Source organism: Exiguobacterium sp. Helios, from assembly GCF_014524545.1.
Lineage (GTDB): Bacteria > Bacillota > Bacilli > Exiguobacteriales > Exiguobacteriaceae > Exiguobacterium_A.
Window position 1 is genome coordinate 262,340 of record NZ_CP053557.1, and the last position, 20,161, is coordinate 282,500.

Genomic DNA, 20,161 nt, shown 5'->3' on the forward strand with positions numbered 1-20,161 from the left:
CGTCGTCTGGTGACGATAGCCAAGTGGTCACACCCGTTCCCATGCCGAACACGGAAGTTAAGCACTTGAACGCCGAAAGTAGTTGGGGGCTTCCCCCTGTGAGGATAGGACGTTGCCAGGCAAGTGAAGGACCGATCTGCATTTTGCAGGTCGGTCTTTTTGTGTTATGTGAAACTTCTGATTGTTCTGATTATTGGTGGAGTCATTGACATGACACCTCTCTCTTGTTACCATAACATCAATATTCTTTTATAGAAGAGAAAGCGAGTGGATAACATGTGGGAGAACAAATTTGCTAAAGAAGGCTTGACGTTTGATGACGTCTTGCTCGTACCACGTCGTTCAAGTGTCTTACCGCGAGATGTTGATTTGTCAGTAACATTATGCGAAGGGATTACATTAAACATCCCTTTAATCAGTGCTGGAATGGATACTGTAACAGAAGCTCCAATGGCCATTGCAATGGCACGTCAAGGGGGTCTCGGCGTCATTCATAAGAATATGTCGATGGAAGATCAAGCCGAGCATGTGGATCGTGTTAAGCGTTCTGAGAATGGTGTCATTACAAATCCTTTTTATCTCACGCCAGAACGACAAGTCTATGATGCTGAATATTTGATGAGCAAATACCGAATTTCCGGTGTTCCGATCGTCAATAATGAAACGGAGCGTAAACTGGTCGGTATCTTAACGAATCGTGATCTTCGTTTCGTAAAAGATTACTCTACCGTCATCGAAACCGTCATGACGACAGAAGAACTGGTTACAGCAAAAGTCGGTACTTCTTTAGAAGAAGCAGAACAGATTCTCCACAAACATCGGATTGAAAAATTGCCACTCGTTGATGAGAACGGTGTTTTAAAAGGATTGATTACAACAAAGGATATTGAAAAAGTTGAGCAATATCCACATGCAGCAAAAGATTCATTTGGACGTCTGCTCGTTGCAGCAGCTGTCGGTGTCACAAAAGATGCATCGGTTCGTGCCAAGTTCCTCGTAGATGCAGGAGTTGACGCATTGGTCGTCGATACGGCGCACGGTCACTCAGAAGGGGTTCTCGTGAAGGTACGTGAACTTCGTGATGAATATCCGAAATTGCCAATCATCGCAGGAAACGTGGCGACAGCTGAAGCGACACGTGATTTGATTGAAGCAGGTGCTTCAGTCATCAAAGTCGGAATCGGACCGGGATCAATTTGTACGACACGTGTCGTTGCAGGAGTCGGGGTTCCGCAAATTACAGCTGTCTTTGATTGTGCGACAGAAGCCCGCAAGCACGGTGTCTCGATTATCGCCGATGGTGGAATCAAGTATTCAGGGGATATCGTCAAAGCACTCGCAGCAGGTGGTCATGCTGTCATGTTGGGTAGCTTGCTTGCTGGTGTAGAGGAAAGTCCGGGAGAAATGGAAATTTACCAAGGTCGTCAATTCAAGACGTATCGTGGTATGGGATCGGAAGCTTCAATGAAGCGCGGTAGCCAAGATCGTTATTTCCAAGAAGCCGACAAGAAGTTTGTTCCAGAAGGAATCGAAGGTCGTGTGGCATATCGTGGTAAACTGGGTGACTCTGTTTATCAACTCGTTGGAGGCATTCGTTCAGGAATGGGATACTGTGGTTCTGCTTCACTTGAAGAATTACGTGAAGAAACACAGTTTATCCGGATGACAGGTGCAGGTTTACAGGAAAGCCATCCTCACGACATTCAAATTACAAAAGAAGCTTCAAACTATACGCGTCAATAATTCAAAACCCTGCGGCCAATGAAGGTCGCAGGGTTTTTTGTGGATAACCTTGTGGATAAACTTACTGTAACTGCCAAGCTGAAACGAGCTCAGTAAGCCCTTGATTCAACTGTTGTTCTGTCAGACTTGCAAATCCGAGAACAATCTGTGGATGAACTGTGGATAACGGAAGTTGGGCATAATCTGATAAACCATACACTTGAATGGAAGATTCATTCGCCCGTCGCAGTAACTCCTGTTCGTCCATTCCGTTTGAGACGGAAAGGACGATATGAAGGCCGGCGCTTTCCCCCGTCAATCGCAGAAACGGAACATCCCGGAGAGCGTGAACGACGACATCGAGTTTCCGACGGTAGATTTTTCGCATCCGGTTCAAATGTTTCTCAAAGTCGCCTTCTTTCATGAAGCGTGTCAAAATCGTTTGATCAAATCGGGAGACACTGCACGTGTAGTACGGAAATTCAGTTTGATATCTTTCTAGTAAAGGGCGGGGCAGCACCATATATCCGATTCGAAGGGACGGCATTAACGATTTTGAAAATGTACTCAGGTAAATCACCCGCTCACTGTCCATACTGTGCAAGGAAGGAATTGATTTTCCACTGTATCGGAATTCACTGTCATAATCATCTTCAATGATATAACGGCTATCCGATTCAGCTGCCCAGTTTAGCAGCTGCCGGCGTCGATTGACAGACAGAATACTGCCGGACGGAAACTGGTGGGCTGGTGTCACATACATCACATCGGCTGGACTTTGAATCAGAGAATGAATCGTTAAACCGTTTTGGTCGACAGGAATCGGAATGGTCTTTCGTTCATGACTTTCAAGGATTAAGCGTGTCGCATGATACCCTGGATCTTCAATACCATAAGTCGTCGATTTTCCTAACAAAAAGATGATTTGCGGCAGAAGTTGTTCGACGCCGGAACCAATGATGATCTGTTCTGGAGAACAGACGACCCCTCGTGAATGATAAAGATACGTCGCAATCTCAAGACGTAACGCTAAATCACCTTGCGGATGTCCGAGGGAGACGAGTGATTGATGTTGTTCATCGATGACATCCTTGGCATGTTTTCGCCAACGTGAAAAAGGAAAAGAGGAGCCGTCGATTTTACTTGGGTGAAAATCGTACCGCATGGTCGGTTTTTGATTTGTCCGTTGGCTTGTCGGCAAAGGTGTTGTTTTAACATACGCCAGCTCTTCATACGCTAAGACGAAGTAACCTTTCCGGGAAACGGATTCGACATATCCTTCTGCGACCAATTGTTGATAAGCCAGTTCAATGGTCGTCTGGCTGAGATTTAAAAACTGGCCAAGCTTTCGTTTTGACGGTAATTTCGTCCCGTAGGCCAGGCGTCCTTCAATGATTTCCTGACGTATTTGTTGATACAGCTGTTCATACAACGGACGGTTTCCCTCCCGTACTAACTCAAACGATAACATGTCCATAGATTGTCTCCTTTTCACTGACCTGGTTAATTCATCATAAACTGATACTTTTAAAATAGTCAACGAAGAATATACTAAAAAGTATCAGCGATTGGAAATACTATCAATGTCTAGGGGGAGTTCAAAATGATGGAGCGACAACAAGGATCAGATCGTGTCAAACGAGGGATGGCCGAAATGCAAAAGGGTGGTGTCATCATGGACGTCGTGAATGCGGAGCAGGCTAAAATCGCAGAAGCTGCCGGTGCGGTGGCAGTCATGGCACTTGAACGGGTACCATCGGACATCCGGCGTGACGGTGGAGTGGCCCGGATGGCTGATCCACTCATTACAGAAGACGTCTTGCAGGCCGTGTCGATTCCGGTGATGGCGAAATGCCGTATCGGACATATCGTGGAAGCACGGGTTCTTGAATCATTAGGTGTTGATTTTATCGATGAAAGTGAAGTCCTGACGCCGGCAGATGAAGAATATCATTTGTTGAAATCGGCGTTTACAGTCCCTTTTGTCTGTGGAGCACGTGATTTAGGGGAAGCAGCACGACGGATTGCAGAAGGAGCGGCCATGATCCGGACAAAAGGGGAACCGGGGACGGGCAATGTCGTGGAAGCTGTTCGTCATATGCGGAAGATTCAAGCGCAACTTCAGCAGATTCTTCATTCACAACCCGATGAATTGATGACACGCAGTAAAGAGTGGGGAGCCTCTTACGAAGTATTACAACAGATTCAAGCAGCAGGGCGTCTTCCCGTCGTCAATTTTGCAGCGGGTGGAATTGCGACGCCGGCCGATGCCGCCTTGATGATGCATCTCGGAGCCGATGGTGTGTTTGTCGGTTCTGGTATCTTTAAATCGGAACATCCGGAACGCGTGGCGAAAGCTATCGTCGAAGCCGTGACGTATAAAGATGATTTCGAACGGATTGCCCATCTTTCGAGAGGACTGGGCACAGCGATGAAAGGAATCGATGTGACGTCGATGCCGTTTGAAGAACGGATGGCACCACGCGGATGGTAATTGGTGTATTAGGTGTCCAAGGCGCGGTCCGGGAACATCAGGAGATGCTTCATACACTCGGAGTCAAAACGATGATCGTCAAGTCGGCTGCGGACTTGGACGGGATCGACGGTTTAATCTTACCGGGCGGGGAATCAACGACGATACGCCGGTTGATTGATCGCTATGGATTGCTCGATGTCTTGCGGCTTCAAATTGATACGTTACCGATGTTCGGTACATGTGCCGGAATGATTTTACTGGCAAGTGAATTGAGTGAAAGTCCTGCCCATTTACGAGCCATCCCGATGACAGTAAAGCGAAATGCGTTTGGGCGACAAGTCGACAGTTTTGAGACATCTTTGATTGTCGAAGGCGTAGGGCAGGATATCGAAGCTGTTTTCATCCGAGCTCCTTTTGTCGAACAGGTCGGAGAAGGCGTACGCGTCTTATCTACGCTGGGAACAGCGGCCGTTGCCGTCGAGACGGACCTCCATCTCGCCTGCTCCTTCCATCCGGAGTTAACGTCAGACCGACGTCTTCATGACTATTTCATTCAAAAAATCAGACAGCGTAATGCTGTTTCTGTTTGATCAAAAGCAACAGAGAAACCGTCAGTTTCCGGCTGTCGGTTTCTTTTTTTGTGCTACACTGAAAAGATAGAACATCATTTGAAGGAGAGGACCGATGAAACGTCTTTTCACACTCTTCCTGAGTGTACTTATACTGACAGCTGATTTGTCACCGATGACAGGCTATGCGGAAACACCGGACATTCAGGCGGAATCTTACATAATGGTCGATGCTGTGACAGGTAAGATCTTATTGGCTGAACAGGCTGAGTTGTCGTTACCGCCGGCTTCGATGACAAAATTGATGACACTTTATCTAGTGCGTCAGCAAATTGAGCAGAAAAAACTGTCGTGGAATCAAACGGTTCGACCAAGTGGAAAAGTGTTGAAACTTGCGAAAACACAAGGAATTGCCCGGTTACCGATTCGGAAAACAACGTATACGATTCGGGAACTGTATGATGCGGCCTTCATTAAATCGGCTAACGATGCTGCCGTCCTGTTGGCAGAAGTCATGGCTGGAACGGAAAAACAATTCGTCGAACGGATGAATGAAACGGCGGCCGCACTGGGAATGAAAGACACGGAATATGCAAATGCATCCGGACTGGATGCTGTCGATGCGACATTACCGGGAACGAACTTGATGACGGCGATGGATATTTCGCTTTTGATCATCCGTTACATTCAAGACTATCCGGATGTATTAGATGTGACGAAACGTTCATTCATTACAATCAATGGAGCGAAGGTGGAAAACTCCAATAAGATGTTGCCGCGTCAACCGTATGTATACAGCGGAATGCGGGGAATGAAGACTGGAACGACGGATCTTGCCGGTTACTGTTTTGCGAGTGTCGCAACCCGTGGGAATTTAACGCTCGTTTCGGTCGTCATGCGCACCAAATCGGATAAAGCCCGATTCGCCGAAACGAAAAAATTGCTCGATTATGGTTTTTCTTCTTTTGAACCGTTGACGTATTACGGAAAAGGAGAACAAATTAAAGGCGCCTTACCGATCCGAGGGGCAAAACAAGCCCGTTATGATGTTGTGACGAAAACAGCTTTATACGTGACGGTATTAAAAAATCAGCCGAAACCCCAGACGCCCGTCTTTCAATTTTCAAAAGCCGAAGCCCCTTTAAAGCGGGGTGAAGCCATCGGAACGGTCCAAGTGGAGGACGCCGGACGGTACTTGCCCGGCTTTTCCGTTCCTCAGGCTGTCGTAACCAGTGCTGAAAAAGTTGAACTGGCGAGCTTCCAGACACGTTTGTTCCGTGCAGTTTCGGCCTGGTCCAAAAAAATCAGTCAAGCGATTCATCAACCAACCCTTGTCAACCTTAAAGGGGATAGTGTAAAGTAAAGCTAATCTCATAATGATGTCATGAACGGACCAAGTAGAAGCATTTATTCTGTTAAGAGAGCTAGTGGGTGGTGCGAACTAGTCAGAAGGATACTTTGAATCGAGCCGGATCACACACCTTGCGAACAAGGTGCGGGTACGCCCGTTATCGCGTCTTTAGAGTTGGCTAGTACGACTAGCAATGAGGGTGGCAACGCGGATCCAGGTGATTCGTCCCTCTTCGGTTTTTTAGAACCGGAGAGGGATGGATTGCCTTTTTTTATTGAAAAAAAGGAGGAAATAAGATGATTGATATTAAACGTCTGCGTCAGGATTTTGACGCAATCCAAGAAAAACTAGCACACCGGGGGGAAGATTTGACGGACATGAACCGGTTCCTCGCACTTGATGAAAAGCGCCGGGAACTGATTGCGAAAACAGAAGTTCTAAAAGCAGAACGCAATGAAGCAACAAAAAAAATCGCAGAACTGAAACGCAACAAAGAAAATGCGGATGAGGCGATTGCGGCGATGCGTCAAGTCGGCGATGAAGTCAAAGCGCTTGATGAAGAATTGCGTGAAGTCGAAGCGACACTAAACCTGTTGTTGCTTGGGATTCCGAACATTCCCCATGACAGTGTCCCAATCGGTTCTACGGAAGACGATAATGTCGTCATCCGCGAAGTCGGCGATAAACCGGCATTTGATTTTGAAGCTGTACCGCACTGGGATTTGATGGAGCAATTAAAAATCGTTGATGTCGAGCGTGCCGGAAAAGTAACGGGCAGCCGATTCGTCTTTTACCGCGGTGCCGGTGCACGTCTCGAGCGGGCATTGATCAACTTCATGATGGATTTACACCAGGATAAAAACGGCTATACGGAAATTCTTCCGCCACTCATGGTCAACCGCGATTCTATGACAGGAACAGGACAGCTTCCGAAATTTGAAGAAGATGCGTTCAAAGTCGAAGACACCAACTATTTCCTTGTCCCGACAGCAGAAGTACCGGTGACGAACATGCACCGGGAAGAAATCCTGTCAGCCGATCAATTACCAATCGGTTATGCAGCCTACAGCCAATGTTTCCGGTCTGAAGCAGGTTCTGCCGGCCGTGATACCCGCGGTTTGATCCGTCAGCACCAATTCAACAAAGTGGAACTGGTCCGCTTCGTCAAACCGGAAGAATCATACGAACAGCTTGAGTTATTGACAGGACAAGCAGAAGACGTGCTGAAATTACTCAAACTTCCGTATCAAGTTTTAAGCATGTGTACAGCAGATCTTGGTTTCACAGCTGCGAAGAAATATGACATCGAAGTTTGGATGCCGAGCCAAGGTGTGTACCGTGAGATTTCTTCTTGCTCAAACTTTGAAGATTTCCAAGCGCGCCGGGCACAAATCCGTTTCCGTCGGGAAGCGAATGCCAAACCGGAATTCGTCCATACGTTAAACGGATCTGCACTTGCAGTCGGACGGACGGTAGCGGCAATTCTTGAGAACTATCAACAAGCAGATGGATCAGTTGTTATTCCAGAAGTACTTCGTCCATACATGGGTGGTCTTGAAGTCATTCAAGAATAAGTAGGAAGGGGGAGATTTCCCCCTTCTGATTTTTTAAAAAGTTTTTTTAGAAAAAGGCTTTACACAATAAAACCAAGATGCTATCATAATTTATGTCAGGAAGGCGCTCGTACAACACGACGCGCAATTATAAGTACGGAGGCGTACTCAAGTGGTTTAAGAGAACGGTCTTGAAAACCGTCAGGCGGCGAAAGCCGTGCGTGGGTTCGAATCCCACCGCCTCCTCCATTTCTTTTTTTTTACCTGAAAACTACATATAACTTGGAGGCGTACTCAAGTGGTTTAAGAGAACGGTCTTGAAAACCGTCAGGCGGCGAAAGCCGTGCGTGGGTTCGAATCCCACCGCCTCCTCCACTTCTTTTTTTTTACCTAAAATTACATGTAACATGGAGTCGTACCCAAGCCCGGCTGAAGGGGACGGACTCGAAATCCGTTAGGGGTCGCAAGGCCCGCGTGGGTTCGAATCCCACCGACTCCGCTTATATAAGCATCTCCCATTCATGGTGAGGTGCTTTTTTATTGCTTCCATCGAGAGTGGCATGCTATGTTTTCCTACATCTTAGACAGAAAAAGGAGCAGCAACTATGACACTCACTAAACAAACGTTACTCACGCATTATCAGGACACGATGGATTTTGTTCGTGGTCTTGAACATATACCGGAAGAAGCATGGCGGACACCTTATGCGGAAGGGAAATGGACAGTCGCTGAAATCATTGGTCATTTATCGCCGTGGGACCGGTTCCTTGTCGCGGAACGCTTGCCATATATTTTGGCCAATGAGCCGTTCCGTGTGAAACCGGACAGCGAGGCTGTTAACGAAGAGGCTGCAAAAATGAGCCGGGAACAACAACGGATTTTGACGATTGATGAATTTTTAGTCAGCCGTGACCGGTTGCACCGTGCCGTTGAACTGATTCCGGAAGACCGGTTGACGGATACATTCACGTCAAAAGGAAAAACGATTTCGCTTCTCGACTTTTTAGGTGCCATGATGCAACACGATTTGCATCACCGGGCTCAAATTGAACAAGTAACCGTAGCATGAAAAAAAGCCCGTCGACCTAACCGTCGACGGGCTTTTGGATTAGCGGATTTTAGCTGTGCGGGCAACTTCAAGTTGTTTGTCGATTTTTGATAAAATCCGTTCGATGGATTCCGGTTCGTTCAACAAATCGTATTCGTCAATCGATAGACGAAGGACAGGGCAGATCGTGAAGTTATTGATCCAGTTCGTATAGCGTTCGTACATTTCTTCCCAATACTCGATTGGCGTTTGTTGTTCCATTTCGCGTCCGCGTAAACGAATCCGCTCTAAAACTTGTTCAAACGATCCTTCGAGATAAATCAGGAGATCCGGATGCGGGAAGAACGGTGTCATGACCATCGCGTCAAATAAACTCGAGTACGTTTCATAGTCTGTTGGCGACATCGTTCCTTTTTCAAAATGCATCTTCGCAAAGATACCTGTATCTTCGTAAATCGAACGGTCTTGAATAAAGCCGCCACCGTATTGGAAGATTTTCTTTTGTTCCTTAAAGCGTTCAGCAAGGAAGTAAATTTGTAAGTGGAAGCTCCACCGCTCGAAATCATGATAAAATTTGTCGAGGTAAGGGTTCGTATCGACTTTTTCAAGAGATGTCCGGAAACCAAGTGAGTCTGCTAGACCGTTTGTAATCGTCGATTTACCGATACCGACCATTCCGCCGATCGTGATGACGGCGTCTGCCGGGATGTTGTACTTTTCGCGTAACTTCGAGTTCATGCGTGGTTCGCTCCTTCATATAATTCATTGCGGATCTTTGTCAGGACATATTCTAAATCTTCCGGACGTTTGACGAAGTCGAGTTCATCTCCGTTGAAACGGATGACTTTCACTTCCGGATGTTTGAATTGATAATCCGTGACGAACGTTTCGTAATCAGCTGCCAGTTGTTCGAGGTAAGCACGTGACATGTTTTCTTCAATCTCACGTCCTCGTAAAGCAACACGTTTCATCAATGTGTCGATGCTTGCATCTAAATAAATGACGGCATCCGGTTTAGGCATATCCGTTGTCAGGATCGAATAGATTTGTTCGTACTTATCGAGGTGCTCGACTTTCAGAGAACGATGGGCAAAAATAAGATTTTTAAAGATATGATAATCAGCGACGACAGAGCGTTGCTTACTGAGATAGTGACGTTCGATATCATCGAGTTGCTTAAAGCGATTACACAGGAAGAACATTTCCGTTTGGAAACTCCATTCTTCAATGTCTTCATAGAACTTTCCAAGAAAGGGATTTTCTTCGACGATTTCGCGTAACATAGAAAATGAGAAATGGTGACTGATGGCGTTAGCAAGTGAAGTTTTTCCAACACCAATGGGTCCTTCAACCGTTATGAACATATTCAATTACCCTCCGTTCAGCAAAGTGCAATTCATATTTTAGCACAAAGCAGGGGCACCTGCCGAAGTTTCCCGGAGAGAATTTTTGTAAAGATAGGAAGTGTGATGATGGAACGGCATGAACACTATATGCACCTTGCCATTGAGGAAGCAAAAAAAGCAAAAGCCATCGGAGAAGTCCCGATTGGTTGTGTCATTGTTAAAGGGGATGAGGTGATCGCGACCGGTTATAACCACCGGGAAACGAATCATCAGGCGACGGCGCATGCAGAGCTGTTAGCGATCGAAGAAGCCTGCAGGAAGCTCGCCAACTGGCGTCTCGAAGGATGCGAACTCTATGTGACACTCGAACCTTGTCCGATGTGTGCCGGAGCCATCATGCTGTCGCGGATCGAACACGTCATCTTCGGAGCGGTCGATCCGAAAGGCGGCTGTTGCGGAACGTTGATGAATCTGGTTCAGGATGACCGGTTCAATCATGTGTCACAATTGACAGGTGGTGTCCTTGAACAGGAGTGTGGCGAGATGCTGACTACATTTTTCCGGGAGCTTCGGGCGAAAAAGAAACAACAGAAACGGGCAATGGGTTGCAACGGGACCGATGAAACAGTATAATGAAAAAGCACTCGAAACAAGTGCCACTAAAATACGATAAACCATTTGCCGTGCTAGGTGGGGATGTAGCGGTTCCCTGTCACTCGCAATCCGCTATAGCGAGACTGAATTCCATATCGAGGGATAGGATTGGTGTGGTCTGCCTTACGTAAGTAGCGTTGACGTTTGAGTCCTGCGCAACAGATACCCATGAACCAGGTCAGGTCCGGAAGGAAGCAGCCTTAAGTGGTGCTCTCTGTGTGCCGCAGGAGTGCTTGGACTGAGCAGGCTGCGTGAGTAACGCATGTTGAACCTATTTCAGAATATGGTGCGCGGCAGTTTAATTTTAGATAACAAGTCTACAGCCGGTTCCGGTTGTAGACTTTTTTAGGTAGAATAGAAAGAGGATTATAAATAGAGGAGGCGCAAACTTGGCCTATCAAGCATTATATCGGGTGTACCGGCCGCAACGTTTTGATGAAGTCGTCGGACAGGCCCACATTACCCGGACGATTCAAAACGCCTTGATGGAAGAACGGATGTCACATGCCTATCTGTTCTCTGGACCACGGGGGACGGGGAAAACAAGTCTGGCAAAAATCATTGCGAAGGCAATCAACTGTGAAAAAGCGCCTGTAAATGAACCATGCAACGAATGTCCGACATGTCGGGCGATTACAGAAGGATCAAGTCCTGATGTATTTGAAATCGATGCCGCGTCCAACAACGGTGTTGATGAAATCCGTGAAATCCGGGATAAGGTCAAATATCCGCCATCGGAAGCAGCGTACAAAGTATATATCATCGATGAAGTCCATATGTTATCGACCGGTGCCTTCAATGCGTTATTAAAAACATTGGAAGAACCGCCGGCACATGCGATTTTCATCCTGGCAACGACAGAACCGCATAAAATTCCGGCGACGATTATTTCACGTTGCCAACGTTTTGATGTGAAACGTCATGAAGTGGATCAATTAATGGAACGGATGCAGTACATCTTGTCGGATCAAACGATCGGCTACACGGAAACGGCGTTACGATTGATTGCCCGGGCTGCGGATGGCGGAATGCGGGATGCATTAAGTCTGCTCGATCAAGCAGTTGCCTTTTCAAATGGAGACTTAAATGATGATGCCGTATTAGAAGTGACGGGTGCGGTCGAGGATGAAGCATTGCTCGCGGTCGCCAATGCCCTGCAAGCTCATCAAGTCGACCAGTTGTTGCAGACGCTTGAAAAAATGCAACGTGCAGGAAAAGACTTAAAGCGTTTCGTTGAAGACTTGGTGTTTTTCTATCGTGATACATTGCTACTCAAAACGTCTCCGACAGCAGTTGATTTACTGGAACGGGCTCGACCGACGGAAGCGTTCAAGACATTCGTCGAGACGATCGAGACAGAAACATGTTTCCATGTCATTGAACAGTTACATGACTGCCAGCAGCAGATGCGTTTGACGAACCATCCCCGTGTTCTAGTCGAGATTGCGTTCATTCAGATCGCGGAACAAGGACGGACGACAGGACAAATCATGCAAAGTTTGCAACAAGAGGTACGGGAACTGAAGGAACAGATGCATCAGTTAAAAGTGACCGGAGTCCCGGCTGCCGAAGGAGCCCCTGCCCAACAGCCCGCTAAGCGAAAACAAGCCCGACCGACAGTACGGATTGCGAAGGAAAGAATTCGGCAAATGTTGAGTCGTGCAGAGAAGACGCAGCTTCTTGAGATTCAAGAACGTTGGGATGCCATTTTGAAATTGATTCTGAAACAAGATGGTCCGATTTATTCTTTGGTACACGAAAGTAAACCGGTCTTGTGCTCAGAGGATACGTTGCTGATTGAATTCGATAACGGAAAAGGATGGCACTTTGAACAGGTCATGACCAACGAACGGACGCGTTTCGTCATTGAAGAAGCGTTGTTTGAGGTCTGTGGCGTCAAACGTCAAATTCTTGCGATTCTCGATAGTGACTGGAAAGAACTAAAAGCAGAGTTTGTTGCGAAACGAAATAGTAGTAATATAGAAGAGAAAGAAGTGGCAGTCGAATCGGAAGAAGATCGATTGTTGTCCGAGACGCTCGGACGATTTGGTGATATCGTAGAATTCGAAGACTAATTTCAGTTAGAGGAGGAAGAATTATGCGTGGTATGGGGAATATGAACAATATGATGAAACAAATGCAAAAGATGCAAAAAGATATGGCGAAAGCGCAAGAAGAGTTAAAGGACTTGACGGTGACAGGAACGGCCGGTGGCGAAATGGTCTCAGTCGTAGCAGATGGTCATAAAAATATCATCGATGTCATCATTAAAGAAGAAGTCGTTGATCCGGACGATGTTGAGATGATTCAAGATCTCGTTCTAGCGGCTACGAATGATGCTTTGAAAAAAGTGGATGAACTCGTTTCGAGTAAGATGGGTAAATTTACACAAGGAATGAACATGCCGGGAATGTTTTAAACTGTAGGGGGAAACGAATTGCAATATCCTGAAGCAATCAGCCGCTTAATCGAAAGTTTTACGAAGTTACCAGGAATCGGTCCGAAAACGGCTGTCCGTCTTGCGTTCCATGTCCTTGATATGGAAGAAGACGATGTGCTGATGTTCGGAAAGGCCCTTGTAAGCGCAAAGCGTGATATTTCGTACTGCAGCATCTGTGGGAATATCACAGATAAAGATCCATGTTACGTCTGTTCTGATAAACACCGTAACCGGACAATCGTTTGTGTCGTTCAAGATTCACGGGATGTCATCGCGATGGAAAAGATGCGGGACTATCAAGGGTTGTACCATGTCTTACACGGGGCAATCAGTCCAATGGAAGGAATCGGTCCTGAAGATATCAATGTATCGAGCTTATTGACGCGCTTGCAGGCGGATGAAGCCATTACAGAAATCATTTTGGCAACGAATCCGAACATTGAAGGGGAAGCGACAGCCATGTATCTTTCCCGACTGCTGAAACCGACGGGTATTCGTGTTACCCGGATTGCCCATGGTCTTCCGGTCGGTGGTGATTTAGAGTACGCGGATGAAGTAACGTTATCCCGTGCCATGGAGGGAAGACGCGAGTTATGAATTGGTTTCGGAAAAAAATCCGGAGCGAATATGATGAACGTTTTCTTCGGGAACTGGCGCAGGCACAAGAAAACTACTTGATGAAACGCCGTTTGCTTGAAATCAGTTACGATGACTACGGTGATCTCGAAGCTCAAATGAAGCTGGCTGAATCCGTTTATTACTTCTATATTAGAGAAGCGAAGAAACGACGTGTCTCGCTACCGACTGTTCGCTTATAATGAAAAAAGAGGAAGGCTACCGCCTAGTAATGGGGAGGTAGCCTTCTTTTATCTTCTTTTTAAAATTAATTTAATAAAAGAGTTGTCAGGTTGTAATTATCGTGGTATATTAATTCTTGTCCTTAAGAGGATGAGCGCACTGCCGGAAACAAGAAAAAACTTCTTTCAAAAAGTTGTTGACTTATTGTTTCAGACTTGGTATTCTAATTGAGTCGCCAAAACAGGCGCGGACGAACTTTGAAAACTGAACGATGAGGCAAAAAAACGTATCTTCGGATACAAACAATGAATGAAGCGCAAGCTTCGTCAACGTGACTTCGGTCACACAACGAGCAAGTCAAACACTTTATGGAGAGTTTGATCCTGGCTCAGGACGAACGCTGGCGGCGTGCCTAATACATGCAAGTCGAGCGCAGGAAGCTCACGGAACTCTTCGGAGGGAAGTGAAGGGAATGAGCGGCGGACGGGTGAGTAACACGTAAGGAACCTGCCCCAAGGATTGGGATAACTCCGAGAAATCGGAGCTAATACCGAATAGTTCTTCAGACCGCATGGTCTGATGATGAAAGGCGCTCCGGCGTCACCTTGGGATGGCCTTGCGGTGCATTAGCTAGTTGGTGGGGTAATGGCCCACCAAGGCGACGATGCATAGCCGACCTGAGAGGGTGATCGGCCACACTGGGACTGAGACACGGCCCAGACTCCTACGGGAGGCAGCAGTAGGGAATCTTCCACAATGGACGAAAGTCTGATGGAGCAACGCCGCGTGAGTGATGAAGGTTTTCGGATCGTAAAACTCTGTTGTAAGGGAAGAACAAGTACGAGAGGTAATGCTCGTACCTTGACGGTACCTTGCGAGAAAGCCACGGCTAACTACGTGCCAGCAGCCGCGGTAATACGTAGGTGGCAAGCGTTGTCCGGAATTATTGGGCGTAAAGCGCGCGCAGGCGGCCTTTTAAGTCTGATGTGAAAGCCCCCGGCTCAACCGGGGAGGGTCATTGGAAACTGGAAGGCTTGAGTACAGAAGAGAAGAGTGGAATTCCATGTGTAGCGGTGAAATGCGTAGAGATGTGGAGGAACACCAGTGGCGAAGGCGACTCTTTGGTCTGTAACTGACGCTGAGGCGCGAAAGCGTGGGGAGCAAACAGGATTAGATACCCTGGTAGTCCACGCCGTAAACGATGAGTGCTAGGTGTTGGGGGGTTTCCGCCCCTCAGTGCTGAAGCTAACGCATTAAGCACTCCGCCTGGGGAGTACGGCCGCAAGGCTGAAACTCAAAGGAATTGACGGGGACCCGCACAAGCGGTGGAGCATGTGGTTTAATTCGAAGCAACGCGAAGAACCTTACCAACTCTTGACATCCCCTTGACCGCTTGAGAGATCAAGTTTTCCCTTCGGGGACAAGGGTGACAGGTGGTGCATGGTTGTCGTCAGCTCGTGTCGTGAGATGTTGGGTTAAGTCCCGCAACGAGCGCAACCCCTATCCTTAGTTGCCAGCATTCAGTTGGGCACTCTAGGGAGACTGCCGGTGACAAACCGGAGGAAGGTGGGGATGACGTCAAATCATCATGCCCCTTATGAGTTGGGCTACACACGTGCTACAATGGACGGTACAAAGGGCAGCGAGACCGCGAGGTGGAGCCAATCCCAGAAAGCCGTTCCCAGTTCGGATTGCAGGCTGCAACTCGCCTGCATGAAGTCGGAATCGCTAGTAATCGCAGGTCAGCATACTGCGGTGAATACGTTCCCGGGTCTTGTACACACCGCCCGTCACACCACGAGAGTTTGCAACACCCGAAGCCGGTGAGGTAACCGCAAGGAGCCAGCCGTCGAAGGTGGGGTAGATGATTGGGGTGAAGTCGTAACAAGGTAGCCGTATCGGAAGGTGCGGCTGGATCACCTCCTTTCTAAGGAAAACGTCCCTTACGGGACATGCCCATCGTTCAGTTTTGAGAGCTCGTCTCTCAGTCTCGCAAGAGACACTCGCACCTTGAAAACTGAAGACATCAACAAGACATCAAATTTTTATAACCATGTCATTAGACGTGTGTTCTTAGAATACCAAAATGCTAGATCAAGGTATGAAGGGCGTACGGTGGATGCCTTGGCACTAGGAGCCGATGAAGGACGCGACGAACAGCGATATGCTTCGGGGAGCAGTAAGTATGCTTTGATCCGAGGATTTCCGAATGGGGGAACCCACCATCCGTAATGGGATGGGACATGTTACATGAATACATAGTGTAGCGTGAGGCAGACCCGGGGAACTGAAACATCTAAGTACCCGGAGGAAGAGAAAGCAAATGCGATTCCCTGAGTAGCGGCGAGCGAAACGGGAACAGCCCAAACCGGAGAGCATGCTCTCCGGGGTTGTAGGACACTCTATACGGAGTCAAAAAGGAAGACAGTAGGTGAACGACCTGGAAAGGTCGGCCGAAGAAGGTGACAGCCCTGTAGCTGAAACTGTTTTCCCTCCAGAGTGGATCCTGAGTACGGCGGGACACGTGAAACCCCGTCGGAATCCGGGAGGACCATCTCCCAAGGCTAAATACTCCCTAGTGACCGATAGTGAACCAGTACCGTGAGGGAAAGGTGAAAAGCACCCCGGAAGGGGAGTGAAATAGATCCTGAAACCGTATGCCTACAAGTAGTCAGAGCCCGTTAATGGGTGATGGCGTGCCTTTTGTAGAATGAACCGGCGAGTTACGATAGCGCGCGAGGTTAAGCTGATGAGGCGGAGCCGTAGCGAAAGCGAGTCTGAATAGGGCGCCATAGTGCGTTGTCGTAGACCCGAAACCAGGTGATCTACCCATGTCCAGGATGAAGGTCAGGTAACACTGACTGGAGGTCCGAACCCACGCACGTTGAAAAGTGCGGGGATGAGGTGTGGGTAGCGGTGAAATGCCAATCGAACCTGGAGATAGCTGGTTCTCCCCGAAATAGCTTTAGGGCTAGCCTCGAGGTTGAGAGTTCCGGAGGTAGAGCACTGATTGGACTAGGGGCCCCCACAGGGTTACCGAATTCAGTTAAACTCCGAATGCCGGCAACTTATACTCGGGAGTCAGACTGCGAGTGATAAGATCCGTAGTCAAGAGGGAAACAGCCCAGACCGCCAGCTAAGGTCCCAAAGTGTATGTTAAGTGGAAAAGGATGTGGCGCTGCCTAGACAGCTAGGATGTTGGCTTAGAAGCAGCCACCATTCAAAGAGTGCGTAATAGCTCACTAGTCGAGTGGCGCCGCGCCGAAAATGTAACGGGGCTAAACATACCACCGAAGCTGCGGATTCCGTAAGGAATGGTAGGGGAGCGTTCCAAACCGCTGTGAAGCTGTACCGTAAGGAGCAGTGGAGCGTTTGGAAGTGAGAATGCCGGTGTGAGTAGCGAAAAGAGGGGTGAGAATCCCCTCCGTCGAAAGCCCAAGGTTTCCTGAGGAAGGCTCGTCCGCTCAGGGTTAGTCTGGACCTAAGCCGAGGCCGAAAGGCGTAGGCGATGGATAACAGGTTGATATTCCTGTACCACCGATCCACCGTTTGAACAATGGGGGGACGCAGGAGGATAGTGACGCATGCGGATGGAAGTGCATGTGTAAGTTTCGAGACCGTCTGATTGGCAAATCCGTCAGGCACCAAAGTCGAGGAACGATGCGGAGTCCCGTAGGGACGAAGGTCACGATTTCACACTGCCAAGAAAAGCCTCTAGTGAGGTGGAAGGTGCCAGTACCGTAAACCGACACAGGTAGGCGGGATGAGAATTCTAAGACGCGCGGGATAACTCTCGTTAAGGAACTCGGCAAAATGGTCCCGTAACTTCGGGAGAAGGGACGCTCTACATGAGTAGAGCCGCAGTGAATAGGCCCAAACGACTGTTTAGCAAAAACACAGGTCTCTGCTAAATCGCAAGATGACGTATAGGGGCTGACGCCTGCCCGGTGCTGGAAGGTTAAGGGGATGGGTTAGCGCAAGCGAAGCTTTGAACCGAAGCCCCAGTAAACGGCGGCCGTAACTATAACGGTCCTAAGGTAGCGAAATTCCTTGTCGGGTAAGTTCCGACCCGCACGAAAGGCGTAACGATTTGGGCACTGTCTCAACGAGAGACCCGGTGAAATCATAGTACCTGTGAAGATGCAGGTTACCCGCGACAGGACGGAAAGACCCCATGGAGCTTTACTACAGCCTGATATTGAGGCTTTGTGCATGATGTACAGGATAGGCGGGAGACGTCGAGACCGGAGCGCCAGCTTCGGAGGAGTCACCCTTGGGATACCGCCCTTCATGCATAGAGTCTCTAACTCGCAGCCGTCATCCGGCTGGAGGACCGTGTCAGGCGGGTAGTTTGACTGGGGCGGTCGCCTCCTAAACAGTAACGGAGGCGCCCAAAGGTTCCCTCAGAATGGTTGGAAATCATTCGTAGAGCGCAAAGGCAGAAGGGAGCTTGACTGCGAGACCTACAAGTCGAGCAGGGACGAAAGTCGGGCTTAGTGATCCGGTGGTTCCGCATGGAAGGGCCATCGCTCAACGGATAAAAGCTACCCTGGGGATAACAGGCTGATCTCCCCCAAGAGTCCACATCGACGGGGAGGTTTGGCACCTCGATGTCGGCTCATCGCATCCTGGGGCTGGAGTAGGTCCCAAGGGTTGGGCTGTTCGCCCATTAAAGCGGTACGCGAGCTGGGTTCAGAACGTCGTGAGACAGTTCGGTCCCTATCCGTCGTGGGCGCAGGAAATTTGAGGAGAGCTGTCCTTAGTACGAGAGGACCGGGATGGACGCACCGCTGGTGTACCAGTTGTTCCGCCAGGAGCATCGCTGGGTAGCTACGTGCGGACGGGATAAATGCTGAAAGCATCTAAGCATGAAGCCCCCTCCAAGATGAGATTTCCCTTTGAGTAATCAAGAAAGACCCCTCAGAGACGATGAGGTAGATAGGTCACGGGTGGAAGCATGGCGACATGCGGAGCTGAGTGATACTAATCGGTCGAGGCCTTGTTCTAGCAGATGATCTTGTTGATGACTTCAGTTTTGAGGGCGCGAGCCCGTCGTCTGGTGACGATAGCCAAGTGGTCACACCCGTTCCCATGCCGAACACGGAAGTTAAGCACTTGAACGCCGAAAGTAGTTGGGGGCTTCCCCCTGTGAGGATAGGACGTTGCCAGGCATACTTTTTTAATAAAGTATTTGACAATTTTGACTGATTGATATAGTATTATAGAAGTCGTCAAGTTACCACGGTCCTGTGGTGTAGCGGTTAACATGCCTGCCTGTCACGCAGGAGATCGCGGGTTCGAATCCCGTCAGGACCGCCATTTTTATTTACCGAAACTTTTTAGTATGGCTTTGTAGCTCAGTCGGTAGAGCAGAGGACTGAAAATCCTCGTGTCGGCGGTTCGATTCCGTCCAAAGCCACCATTACACCTGCCGGTGTAGCTCAGCTGGTAGAGCAACTGACTTGTAATCAGTAGGTCGCGGGTTCGACTCCTGTTGCCGGCACCATCTTAATATGGCGGTTGTGGCGAAGTGGTTAACGCACCGGATTGTGATTCCGGCATTCGTGGGTTCAATTCCCATCAGTCGCCCCATTTTATTTTTAACTTCATACTATTTGTGTCATTAGCTCAGTTGGTAGAGCATCTGACTTTTAATCAGAGGGTCGCAGGTTCGAATCCTGCATGACACACCATTTTTTTATGCGGGTGTGGCGGAATTGGTAGACGCGCTAGATTTAGGATCTAGTGTCTTTGACGTGGGGGTTCAAGTCCCTTCACCCGTACCATTTATATTTATGCGGAAGTAGTTCAGTGGTAGAATACGACCTTGCCAAGGTCGGGGTCGCGGGTTCGAATCCCGTCTTCCGCTCCAATTTTTTCATATAAGAAACATCAAATAGCATAATTTGCGGTCGTGGCGGAATGGTAGACGCGCTAGGTTGAGGGCCTAGTGGTGGCAACACTGTGGAGGTTCAAGTCCTCTCGACCGCACTTATTATGCACCCTTAGCTCAGCTGGATAGAGTACTTGACTACGAATCAAGGGGTCGGGAGTTCGAATCTCTCAGGGTGCACTTTTCGGGAAGTAGCTCAGCTTGGTAGAGCACTTGGTTTGGGACCAAGGGGTCGCAGGTTCGAATCCTGTCTTCCCGACCATTATTTTTCATATCGGACTTTGAAAACTGAACGATGAGGCAAAAAAAC

Annotated in this window: 14 protein-coding genes, 13 tRNA genes, 4 rRNA genes, 1 other RNA gene and 1 other annotated feature; of the genes, 29 read left to right on the forward strand and 3 right to left on the reverse strand. The window is 48.4% G+C overall.

Annotated elements, in window-relative coordinates:
- The first annotated feature begins 5 nt into the window (after positions 1-5).
- Both rrf (HNY42_RS01330) and guaB read left to right on the forward strand, forming a co-directional pair.
- Positions 6-121, forward strand: a 5S ribosomal RNA gene (gene rrf, locus HNY42_RS01330).
- 155 nt (positions 122-276) lie between these two features.
- Positions 277-1,743, forward strand: a complete 1,467-nt coding sequence (gene guaB, locus HNY42_RS01335; RefSeq protein ID WP_188004965.1) for an IMP dehydrogenase — start codon at positions 277-279, stop codon at positions 1,741-1,743.
- A gap of 61 nt (positions 1,744-1,804) precedes the next feature.
- Here the strand turns inward: guaB and HNY42_RS01340 are convergent, their stop codons facing one another.
- Positions 1,805-3,199 carry a MocR-like pyridoxine biosynthesis transcription factor PdxR gene (locus tag HNY42_RS01340; RefSeq protein WP_131973721.1) on the reverse strand — a complete coding sequence of 465 codons (1,395 nt, stop codon included), beginning with the start codon at positions 3,197-3,199 and terminating at the stop codon, positions 1,805-1,807.
- Between the two features lie 129 nt (positions 3,200-3,328).
- Between HNY42_RS01340 and pdxS the strand changes: the two genes are divergently transcribed.
- The 8 genes from pdxS to HNY42_RS01380 all read left to right on the forward strand — a co-directional run bounded on the left by pdxS (position 3,329) and on the right by HNY42_RS01380 (position 8,741).
- Positions 3,329-4,216 carry a pyridoxal 5'-phosphate synthase lyase subunit PdxS gene (pdxS, locus tag HNY42_RS01345; RefSeq protein ID WP_188005395.1) on the forward strand — a complete coding sequence of 296 codons (888 nt, stop codon included), beginning with the start codon at positions 3,329-3,331 and terminating at the stop codon, positions 4,214-4,216.
- On the forward strand, positions 4,210-4,788 hold the full coding sequence (pdxT, locus tag HNY42_RS01350; protein WP_131973723.1) for a pyridoxal 5'-phosphate synthase glutaminase subunit PdxT: 579 nt from the start codon (positions 4,210-4,212) through the stop codon (positions 4,786-4,788). The genes pdxS and pdxT overlap by 7 nt, the downstream gene beginning before the upstream one ends.
- Positions 4,789-4,882: 94 nt before the next feature.
- Complete coding sequence (locus HNY42_RS01355) at positions 4,883-6,130, forward strand: D-alanyl-D-alanine carboxypeptidase family protein (protein ID WP_188004966.1); 1,248 nt, start codon at positions 4,883-4,885, stop codon at positions 6,128-6,130.
- Positions 6,131-6,142: 12 nt separating this feature from the next.
- Positions 6,143-6,351: a binding site (T-box leader), on the forward strand.
- 63 nt (positions 6,352-6,414) lie between these two features.
- Entirely contained in the window at positions 6,415-7,692 is a 1,278-nt protein-coding gene (gene serS / locus HNY42_RS01360) for a serine--tRNA ligase (RefSeq protein WP_188004967.1), read from the forward strand.
- Between the two features lie 137 nt (positions 7,693-7,829).
- Positions 7,830-7,920, forward strand: a tRNA-Ser gene (locus HNY42_RS01365).
- Between the two features lie 35 nt (positions 7,921-7,955).
- A tRNA-Ser gene (locus tag HNY42_RS01370) sits at positions 7,956-8,046 on the forward strand.
- A gap of 34 nt (positions 8,047-8,080) precedes the next feature.
- A tRNA-Ser gene (locus HNY42_RS01375) sits at positions 8,081-8,170 on the forward strand.
- A 106-nt stretch (positions 8,171-8,276) separates the two neighbouring features.
- Complete coding sequence (locus tag HNY42_RS01380; protein ID WP_131504506.1) at positions 8,277-8,741, forward strand: DinB family protein; 465 nt, start codon at positions 8,277-8,279, stop codon at positions 8,739-8,741.
- Between the two features lie 39 nt (positions 8,742-8,780).
- Here the strand turns inward: HNY42_RS01380 and HNY42_RS01385 are convergent, their stop codons facing one another.
- The gene (locus HNY42_RS01385) at positions 8,781-9,458 is read right to left on the reverse strand and encodes a deoxynucleoside kinase (RefSeq protein ID WP_012368928.1); all 678 of its coding nucleotides are present in this window, start codon (positions 9,456-9,458) and stop codon (positions 8,781-8,783) included.
- Positions 9,455-10,084 carry a deoxynucleoside kinase gene (locus HNY42_RS01390; protein ID WP_131504505.1) on the reverse strand — a complete coding sequence of 210 codons (630 nt, stop codon included), beginning with the start codon at positions 10,082-10,084 and terminating at the stop codon, positions 9,455-9,457. Before HNY42_RS01390 ends, HNY42_RS01385 begins: the two co-directional genes overlap by 4 nt.
- Before the next feature lie 108 nt (positions 10,085-10,192).
- Here HNY42_RS01390 and tadA point away from each other — a divergent pair, with 108 nt between their 5' ends.
- From tadA to HNY42_RS01485, 19 genes are all read left to right on the forward strand, one after another.
- Positions 10,193-10,699: a tRNA adenosine(34) deaminase TadA gene (gene tadA / locus HNY42_RS01395; RefSeq protein WP_131504504.1), complete on the forward strand. Its 507-nt coding sequence runs from the start codon at positions 10,193-10,195 to the stop codon at positions 10,697-10,699.
- Between the two features lie 48 nt (positions 10,700-10,747).
- Positions 10,748-11,014: signal recognition particle sRNA large type (gene ffs / locus HNY42_RS01400), an RNA gene on the forward strand.
- A 95-nt stretch (positions 11,015-11,109) separates the two neighbouring features.
- A complete protein-coding gene (dnaX, locus tag HNY42_RS01405; RefSeq protein ID WP_131973726.1) occupies positions 11,110-12,795 on the forward strand; it encodes a DNA polymerase III subunit gamma/tau in 1,686 nt (561 codons plus the stop codon).
- A gap of 23 nt (positions 12,796-12,818) precedes the next feature.
- Positions 12,819-13,139 (forward strand): YbaB/EbfC family nucleoid-associated protein, encoded by a 321-nt coding sequence (locus HNY42_RS01410; RefSeq protein WP_012368932.1) that lies wholly within the window; start codon positions 12,819-12,821, stop codon positions 13,137-13,139.
- Between the two features lie 18 nt (positions 13,140-13,157).
- On the forward strand, positions 13,158-13,757 hold the full coding sequence (gene recR, locus HNY42_RS01415) for a recombination mediator RecR (protein WP_012368933.1): 600 nt from the start codon (positions 13,158-13,160) through the stop codon (positions 13,755-13,757).
- Positions 13,754-13,978, forward strand: a complete 225-nt coding sequence (locus HNY42_RS01420; RefSeq protein WP_026827023.1) for a YaaL family protein — start codon at positions 13,754-13,756, stop codon at positions 13,976-13,978. The genes recR and HNY42_RS01420 overlap by 4 nt, the downstream gene beginning before the upstream one ends.
- Before the next feature lie 345 nt (positions 13,979-14,323).
- Positions 14,324-15,885, forward strand: a 16S ribosomal RNA gene (locus HNY42_RS01425).
- A gap of 165 nt (positions 15,886-16,050) precedes the next feature.
- Positions 16,051-18,965 (forward strand): 23S ribosomal RNA (locus HNY42_RS01430).
- A 48-nt stretch (positions 18,966-19,013) separates the two neighbouring features.
- Positions 19,014-19,129, forward strand: a 5S ribosomal RNA gene (gene rrf / locus HNY42_RS01435).
- The 16S, 23S and 5S rRNA genes sit together here with 10 tRNA genes alongside, the layout of an rRNA operon.
- A 72-nt stretch (positions 19,130-19,201) precedes the next feature.
- Positions 19,202-19,277: transfer RNA gene (locus tag HNY42_RS01440), tRNA-Asp, on the forward strand.
- A 27-nt stretch (positions 19,278-19,304) separates the two neighbouring features.
- Positions 19,305-19,380 (forward strand) — tRNA-Phe (locus tag HNY42_RS01445).
- 8 nt (positions 19,381-19,388) lie between these two features.
- Positions 19,389-19,464, forward strand: a tRNA-Thr gene (locus HNY42_RS01450).
- A gap of 10 nt (positions 19,465-19,474) precedes the next feature.
- Positions 19,475-19,550, forward strand: a tRNA-His gene (locus HNY42_RS01455).
- Positions 19,551-19,575: 25 nt separating this feature from the next.
- A tRNA-Lys gene (locus tag HNY42_RS01460) sits at positions 19,576-19,651 on the forward strand.
- A gap of 9 nt (positions 19,652-19,660) precedes the next feature.
- Positions 19,661-19,744 (forward strand) — tRNA-Leu (locus HNY42_RS01465).
- 11 nt (positions 19,745-19,755) lie between these two features.
- Positions 19,756-19,830 (forward strand) — tRNA-Gly (locus tag HNY42_RS01470).
- Positions 19,831-19,866: 36 nt separating this feature from the next.
- Positions 19,867-19,949: transfer RNA gene (locus HNY42_RS01475), tRNA-Leu, on the forward strand.
- Positions 19,950-19,957: 8 nt separating this feature from the next.
- Positions 19,958-20,031: transfer RNA gene (locus tag HNY42_RS01480), tRNA-Arg, on the forward strand.
- 5 nt (positions 20,032-20,036) lie between these two features.
- Positions 20,037-20,113: transfer RNA gene (locus HNY42_RS01485), tRNA-Pro, on the forward strand.
- Positions 20,114-20,161 lie beyond the last annotated feature (48 nt).